Raw genomic sequence first — 7,489 nt, 5'->3', positions numbered from 1 at the left:
CGAGCGGGTCGTCGAGGGCGCGCTGCTTGTCGTAGGACTCCTGCGCGGCTTCGAGGTCTGACAGCCGCTTGGCCGCGGAGACGGCCCCGTCGCGGCGCGGCTGCGGAGGTGCGCCCTCGTCGAGCAGGCGGACGAACTCGGTGAAACGGCCGCGGTCCACCATCCACCGGTGCGCGTCGTGCTCCGCCGCGGGGAGCTCGCGCAGCAGGTCGATTCCGCGCCACACGGTGTCCCAGGTGGGCTGGAGCTGGCCGAGCAGCGCCTCGCGGAGCGCGGATTCGGCGGCGCGCTCGGCATCCGGGTCCCCGGCGGCGTTCTGCTGCCGCACGATCAGAGGGCTGAGGACGGTCGCGTCGAAGTGCGGATCGGTGGTCGGGCCGGCCGGCGGGCAGCGGGCGGGGTCCTCGGCCAGCGCGGCGGCCTGGGCGCCGGTGAGGCCGGGCGGCGGGGCGATCCATCCGACCAGCGTCGCAAGGTGCTGATCTTCCAGCACGCTCTGGCCGGTGGCCCAGTGCGCGGACAGCACCTCGGTGAGGGCCAGGCAGACCGATGAGCCGGGCATCGGCGCGCGGTCCTCGGCGAACCAGGTCAGATAGCGGCCGAGCACCGGCACTCGCGGGTCGACCGGATAAGGGCCCTGCGCCGAACGGAAGCGGGAGGAGCGGCCGAACAGCCGCAGCGCCTCGACTCCGCCGCCGTTGGGCACGATGATCTGCGGGGCGTCCAGGCACCGCTCCCACGCCTCGCGGTTGCGGGTTGGCTCGACCGTCTCAGTGCCGGCACGGCGGTGGTCGGTGTATCCGACCACGATCTCAGCGAGCGCGGCGAGGAAGGCGAAGCGCTGGTCGCGGTTGCGCGGCTGCTCTACGACGAGCAGTTCGGGCCGCTCGCGTGCGGTGCCGACGAGCGCGGCGAGCGGCGCTGCGGCCTCCCCGGCGAGCAGCAGCGGCACCAACACGAGCGGCTCATCGGACAGGTGCACGTGGCGGACGGTGGCGATGGGCACGGCGCGTCCGGTCGAGAAGGCCTCGACGCGCGCCAAGGCGGTCAGGGTGCTCATGCGCTCTCGCGGTCCGCGGCGGACCGCAGCGCCTCGGCCCGGGCGCGGCGGGCCGTGCGCAGCAGCCGCGCCGCCTCGGGGTCGGCCAGAGCGTCATCGAATGCTGATTCTTTGCTGAGGACCGCGCTGAGCACGGCGGCGTCCGACGGAGCCGCCGAAGCCAGCTCCAGCACCTCGTGCATGGTCCCGACGCCCCCAAGCGCGTCGCGTACGGTGCGACCGAGCAGATCGGTCGATCCGTGGGCGCGCGCCTCGTCCCGGCAGTGGAACGCCATCTCGCACCGCGACACGCATTCCGGCGCGTACCTCGCCGGGACTGTCGAGACGGCCCCCGCGAGGTCCGCCGGTTCGCGGGTCGGGACACCGTCGGCGTCGAGCGCGAGGTCGAAGGTGACGGCCGGATCGAGACGGTCGAGCAGGGCACTGATGGACGGCATCCGGTTCAGCTGCCTGCGCACGGCGGCGAGCTGGCGGCGCACGTCGACCAGAGCTGCGTCGGGGGTGTTGGTGAAGTCCCTGGGACAGACCAGAACCACGTCCGTCGCGACCAGGTCGGCGGGCAGGCCGAGGCTGATCATCAGCTCTTGGAGGGCGAGTACGTACACTGCCACCTGCGTCGCCGCCTCTCCGGCCTTCACCGGGTCGGCGCGCCCGTCGATCATCGGGAACGATTTGATCTCGGCGAGGTGCCAGCGCGGAGTCGATGCGCCGGAGACTCGGAACGCGACGACATCCGGCTCCACGTATGCTGTGCGGCCGCCGACGTCGAGCACGAGGAGCGGGTGGTCCGCAAGCACGGCCGGGGCGTCAGGGTTCGCGCACGCGGCGGCGAACAGCGCGCGGGTGCGCTCGTAGCGCCGTTTCCGGTCGCCGTCGCCGAGGTCGGTCCATTCGTGCTCGCCGACATCCAGACCGAGCGTCTCGCGCAGAAGCCGCAGCAGAATCGCGCCGCCCTCCGCCTTGACCAGCTTCTCGAAGGCGTGGCCCCGGCTGATCGCGAACGGCGACTGGCCGAACCGTGGCCCGGAACCGAGCCGCTCGGCCACCGCGCGCTTGTCCACGCCCGCCGCGTCGAGCACCGCGCGACGGTCGCATCCCGGGTTGGCGGTCAGCGCGGCGATCGTGCGTGCGTCGTGCGGGCGGGGCGGCACCGGGCCGCGTAGCAGGTCGAGCCGCTCGTCGCGCTCGGTCATGGATGTCGTAGCCATGGTGTGGGCCAGCATAGGGGCCGTGGCCGGTGGGGCGCAGGCGAAACGCGCCCCACCGCCGACGCCGCGGAATCGCCTAAGCCATGTGCGAAAACGACCGGACGTCTTAAGCCCGCCGACGGCCCCGCGCAGCCGCCCTTAGCGCGCCCAGTCAGCGGCCGCTGCCGCCGCCACACCCTCGCGGTAGGTGGCGTAGGTCGGGACCCAGCCGAGTTCGCGTTTCGCGCGGGCGTTGCTCAGCCGCAGCGACTGACGCGTCATCAAGGCTGCGCCGTACGGCGCGGCCAACCGCATGACCCATGCGGGATCCGCATCGGTCGGGGCGTGCCGTACTGCGACGCGACGAAATCGAGGACGTCGCCCCAGCGCGCCGGTTCGTCGTCGACGATGTTGTAGGCAGGCCGGCACCGCCCCGTTCGAGTGCTGCGACCGTAGCCGCCGCGTCCTCCAGGTGGGCGACCGACGCGTAGGAGCCGCCGCCGAGCGGCGCGGGCAACTGCCGCTTGCGCAGCATCCCAGCCATGTCGTGCAGCGCCTGCGGTCCGTAGAAGGCGCCGTATCGCAGCACGATGCCCTCGATGCCGTCGGCGGTCCCAACCGCACTACCCGCCGAGGGACACGGGCAGCGTGTGGTATCCGCGCAGGACCAGCCGGTCGCGGCGGGTCGGCGCTTGGCCTGGCGCCGGCGCGAGCCCGGGGAATCTGGCCAGCAACCGGGGGAACGCGGCGGCCGCCTCCAGTCTGGCGAGCGCGGAGCCGAGACAGAAGTGCGCCCCGGCGCCGAAGCTGAGCGGCTGGATGTCGTGACGCGTCGGGTCGAAGTCCTCCGGGTCGGCGTATCTGCGCGGATCACGGTTGGCCGCGCCGAGCAGCAGCAGCACTTCGGCGCTCCCGGGTATCTCGACCTCGCCGAGCCGCGCCCCGGACTCCGCCGCCACCCGCGAGGTCAGCTGCACCGGCGAGTCGAACCGCAGCACTTCCTCGACGAAGTCGGCGACCGCGATCCGCCCCTCGCGCAGACCGGCGGCCACGTCCGACCGCTCGAACAGGATCGCCAGGCCGTTGCCGAGCAGGTTCGTGGTGGTCTCGAAACCGGCCACGAGCAGCAAGATCAAATTTCCGAGCAGTTCGTCCTCGGACAGCCGGCCGCCCGGCTCGTCGCTCTCGTGGACCAGGGCGCTGATGAGGTCGTCGCGCGGCTCGGCGCGGCGGCGCGCTATCAGCTCCTTGAAGTACTCCTCCAGCTCGACGGTGGCGGCGTCGGCCGGACCGAGTCCGGAGAAGTCGTTCATGAGCTCGAGGCTCGCGGTCAGGTCGTGCGCCAGCGGCCGGAAGCGCGGCCGGTCCTCGGCCGGGACGCCCAGCAGCTCGCAGATCACGGACACCGGCAGCGGGAAGGCGAACCGCTCCATGAAGTCCACCGCCGAGCCGTCCGCGCCCTGCGCGGCCATCGCGTCGAGCAACTGGTCGACGGTGGCGGCGATCGCCGGTTCCAAGCCCGCCGTGCGGCGCGCGGTGAACACTGCCGCCATCAGCCGACGCATGCGCGTATGGTCCGGCGGATTGACTGAAAGGATCGAGCGACCAAGGGACGCCAACGACTCGTGTTTCTCGATCTCCTGCGTCACCAGCGGATCTTGCGATTCGAACTTGCGGAACGACGGGCTGCGCAGCGCCGCGTTGGCCTCGTCGTAGCCGGTGCAGAAGTAGAAGGGCCCGTCGATGTGCGCGATCGGGCCGAGCTCACGCGCCTTCGCGTAATACGGATACGGATCGACTCGCCCCTCAGGCGTCATCAGCACCGTGACGATCTCGGCAGCATCCACGTAGATCCACCACCCCGGTTGGATTCGAGCCCGCCCGCGCGCGAACGGCCCCCGTTGGACGTCTCAACGGCCGACGCGCGCAGCCGGTTCCGCCCTGCTCTCGAGCGCTCTGGGTTCTCCGGCCGCGCCGACGTCAGTATTCGTCGACGACGACGTTGCGCAGCGATTCGCCGCGCACCCAGCGCACCAGGTTGTCGCGTACAAGGGCGAACGCGCGCTCACGGTTCTCCGGGACCAGCGAGCCGATGTGCGGTGTGATGAACACCCCCGGCGACGACCACAGCGGGTGTCCCTCCGGCAGCGGCTCGGGGTCCGTCACGTCGAGAAACGCGCGCACCTTGCCCCGCTCCGCCGCGGCCACCAGCGCTCCGGTGTCCGCCACCAGTCCGCGCGCGCCGTTGACCAGCAGCGCGCCCGGCTTCATCAAGGTGAGGAACTCTTCGTCGACCAGCCCGTGCGTCTGCGCGGTCAACGGGGTGAGCACGACCACGATGTCCGCGCCGGGCAACAGGACCGACAGCTCGCTGATACCGTCCACGCCCTCACGCGGCTTGCGGGCGACCCGCCGCACGTCCACGCCGAAGGGCTGGAGATACCGCTCCAGGCACTCGGCGATCGAGCCGTACCCGACGAACAGCACCCGGGAACCGCCCAGCAGCCGCACCTGGCGTGGCTCCCAGGACCCGCGGGCCTGGGCGTTTATGTGGTGCGGGAACTCCTTGTAGACCGCGAGGATCCCGGCCAGCAGCAACTCGGCCATCAAGTCGTCGTACGCGCCGCGCACCGAGCAGAGCGTGACCTCGGGCGGGACCTGGTCGACGATCCAGTCCACCCCCGCGGTCAGCGCCTGCACCAGGCGCAGCGCGGGGGCCGACGCCATCAGCATCTTAAGGTCGTAGTCGTCGTCCGCCTGGTTGCGCACCAGCGGCGGGACCAGCGCCCGCAGCTCGCCGAGCCGCGGACTGTGCAGCGGATCGGCCGGGATCTCGGCGACCTCCAACCGGGAGCGCACGTCCCGTGGCAAGTCCCTCAGGTGGGCCGCGGTACCTGGGGCGGTCCACACCAGCCTCTGCTCGTCCACGCCTCACATACTAGAAGGCCGACCGCGTGTTGACGGTCTCGATCGATCTCTTGAGTAAGCCGATCTTCCTAAAAATCGGTGGGCAGCCACGGCGGAATGCCGATGCGGAACATCGCCGAAAGCCCGGCCACCGCGCCGTCACGGTGCTCCTCGAGCATCCCGAGGGCCGCGTACCGGCTCGCGGTGTAGCCGCCGAGCAGGATCGAGCTGAGGATCGCGACGGGGAGCGTCACGTCCGGCGACTGCGTGGACCGCGCGCAGGTCGCGCCGTCCGGTCCGCCCTCGACGGCGAACGTGCCGTCCGCATGGCCGTCCTTGTCCACGATCCGCAGCACGAACCGGCCCGGAACGTCGTAGCGGCGGGCGCCGAGCACGGCTGCCGGGTCGAGCACCCGCAACCACAACGGGTCCCAGTGACCGGTCGGGTAGACCACCCGGCGGTTCGCCAGCAGATCCCGCCACAGCTCGTCCACCGGCCGGGTCTCCTCCGAGATGACCCGGCTGACCCAGTCGTGATCGGCGAGGAACTTCCACAGCCGGGCCTCGTACTCGACGCTCAGCGCGAACATGTCCACCGCGGTGACGCTGGTGTCCGGGCGGGCGTGGGTCCAGGTCGTCGGGCCGAACTTGTACCGGACGTAGCCGACCGGCTCGCCGTCCTCGTCCCGCACGATCGCGTTGAGCCTTTCCTTGGTCGGGTCGTCGCCCTCGCGCACGACGAGTCCGAGGCGCCGGTCCCAGAAGTTGGCACTCCGGGAGACAGCTCCAGGGGTGACCGCGCGCAGCCGCTCATAGACCTGCGGAGCGAGCGAGCGGGCCTCCTGGACGTCGATCATCTCGACGGTGCCGAGAAGGTCCCGGACGAACTTCGCGGCGCGCGCGTCGAGCTCCCAGATGCAGCCCTCGACCACCGGCCCGTAGCCAAACCGCCCGTAGATCGGATACTCGGCGGCGACCAGACCGGCGAGCGGCTCGCCGCGCTCGCGGGCGGCCGCGAACTCGAAGGCCATCATCCGCGACAGCAGTCCCCTGCGGCGATGTGTCGGCATCACCGAGACCGCGGTGACGCCGGTCATCGGCACGAACGCGCCGCCGGGCACGGTGACCTGCATCTCGTAGCTGGCGAAGGTGCCGACCGGCCGGGGGCCGTCGAACGCGCCGATGCAGCGGTCGAGGTCGACCGCCGTGCGCCAGTACGCTCCGTTGCCGCGGCCCTTCGGGTCGAGGAAGGCGACCTCGACCGCGTCGGTCCACGCGTCGAACTCCTCATCGCGTACGGTGCGCACGTCAATCGTCATTCCCGCACCGTAACCCGCGCCCCGGAGGCGCCGCGACTGATTATGCCGACGGGATCCTCCGGCACCGCTGTTGCTCATCACAGTCGTTGATCGCCACAGCCGTTGATCGCCACTGCCCGCCCGGTGCGTCACAGGGCGCGGGCGCTGAGCACGATGCCGACGGCCGCGACGGCGACCGCCCCGAAGGCGAACGGCAGCGAGACAGCCGAGCCGAGCGCGCCGATCAGCGGCCCGGCGACCAGGGCGCCCGCGTAGACGACGGTGGTGACGCCCGCCACGGCGGAGTCGGCATCCACATTCGCGTCGAGCCGGCCGGTCGCGGCGATGGCGAGGGGGACGACGGTGGCGATGCCGAGGCCGATCAGCCCGAAGCCCGCGATGGCGGGTACAGCGGCCCGGGCCATGATCACCAGGAAGGTGCCCGCGACGGCGAGCAGACCTCCGGCGCGGACGGTCGCGACCGGGCCGAAGCGGCGGGTGACCGCATCGCCGGTGAGGCGGCCGATCGCCATCGTGACCGAGAAGCCGGTCAGGCAGTACGCGCCGACTGCGGCGCTCGCGCGGCCCACGTGGGTGATGTAGAGGGCCGACCAGTTGTCGGCGGCGCCTTCCGCGAACACGCCGCAGAAGGCGAGAATCCCGATGAAGAGGATCGCGCGCGAGGGCAGGGCGTAGCGCGGGGTCGGCACGTCCGCGTCCGGGTCCACCGGGTCGTTGTCCGGGAGCAGCGAGCAGATCGGCACCGCCAGCGCGGTCAGCAGGAGCGCCGTCACGAAGAACTCGGGCACCGCGCCGATCCCGGCCGCCGCGCACAGCCCGCCGACCGCGGAGCCGCAGATCATGCCGACGGCCCAGAGCCCGTGCAGCCCGGACATGATGGACCTGCCGGCGCGCCGCTCGATCCGCACCCCGTGCGCGTTCATCGCGACGTCGGCGCAGCCGGCCGCCGCCCCGAAGCCGAGCAGGACCGGGGACAGCGCCCAGGCCGAGGGCATGAGGGCGGGCAGCGCCAGCCA

The 7,489-nt window shown here is 71.9% G+C and carries 7 protein-coding genes; all 7 read right to left on the bottom strand.

Features of this window, described 5'->3' with window-relative positions; translation table 11 throughout:
* The coding region (locus VGZ32_RS08440; protein WP_326885315.1) for a hypothetical protein at window positions 1–1,060 on the bottom strand (1,060 nt) is incomplete at its 3' end.
* Window positions 1,057–2,268 (bottom strand): hypothetical protein, encoded by a 1,212-nt coding sequence (locus tag VGZ32_RS08435; RefSeq protein WP_326885314.1) that lies wholly within the window; start codon window positions 2,266–2,268, stop codon window positions 1,057–1,059. The genes VGZ32_RS08435 and VGZ32_RS08440, both read right to left, overlap by 4 nt.
* 138 nt (window positions 2,269–2,406) lie before the next feature.
* On the bottom strand, window positions 2,407–2,529 hold the full coding sequence (locus VGZ32_RS08430; protein WP_326885313.1) for a hypothetical protein: 123 nt from the start codon (window positions 2,527–2,529) through the stop codon (window positions 2,407–2,409).
* A 341-nt stretch (window positions 2,530–2,870) separates the two neighbouring features.
* Window positions 2,871–4,094, bottom strand: a complete 1,224-nt coding sequence (locus tag VGZ32_RS08425) for a cytochrome P450 (RefSeq protein ID WP_326885312.1) — start codon at window positions 4,092–4,094, stop codon at window positions 2,871–2,873.
* A gap of 133 nt (window positions 4,095–4,227) precedes the next feature.
* The gene (locus VGZ32_RS08420) at window positions 4,228–5,175 is read right to left on the bottom strand and encodes an NAD(P)-dependent oxidoreductase (RefSeq protein WP_326885311.1); all 948 of its coding nucleotides are present in this window, start codon (window positions 5,173–5,175) and stop codon (window positions 4,228–4,230) included.
* A gap of 68 nt (window positions 5,176–5,243) precedes the next feature.
* A complete protein-coding gene (locus tag VGZ32_RS08415; protein WP_326885310.1) occupies window positions 5,244–6,473 on the bottom strand; it encodes a GNAT family N-acetyltransferase in 1,230 nt (409 codons plus the stop codon).
* A 128-nt stretch (window positions 6,474–6,601) separates the two neighbouring features.
* The coding region (locus VGZ32_RS08410) for an MFS transporter (RefSeq protein WP_326885309.1) at window positions 6,602–7,489 on the bottom strand (888 nt) is incomplete at its 5' end.

The sequence above is a fragment of the Actinocrinis sp. genome, assembly GCF_035938995.1.
Lineage (GTDB): Bacteria > Actinomycetota > Actinomycetes > Streptomycetales > Catenulisporaceae > DASZGI01.
Note: the sequence above shows the minus strand (reverse complement) of the source record. Positions and strands in the feature narration are given on the sequence as shown.

Coding starts and splice junctions, on each gene's coding strand:
- VGZ32_RS08430 (WP_326885313.1), bottom strand. CDS start 2,529: ATGACGCGTCAGTCGCTGCGGCTGAGCAACGCCCGCGCGAAACGCGAA.
- VGZ32_RS08435 (WP_326885314.1), bottom strand. CDS start 2,268: ATGGCTACGACATCCATGACCGAGCGCGACGAGCGGCTCGACCTGCTA.
- VGZ32_RS08415 (WP_326885310.1), bottom strand. CDS start 6,473: ATGACGATTGACGTGCGCACCGTACGCGATGAGGAGTTCGACGCGTGG.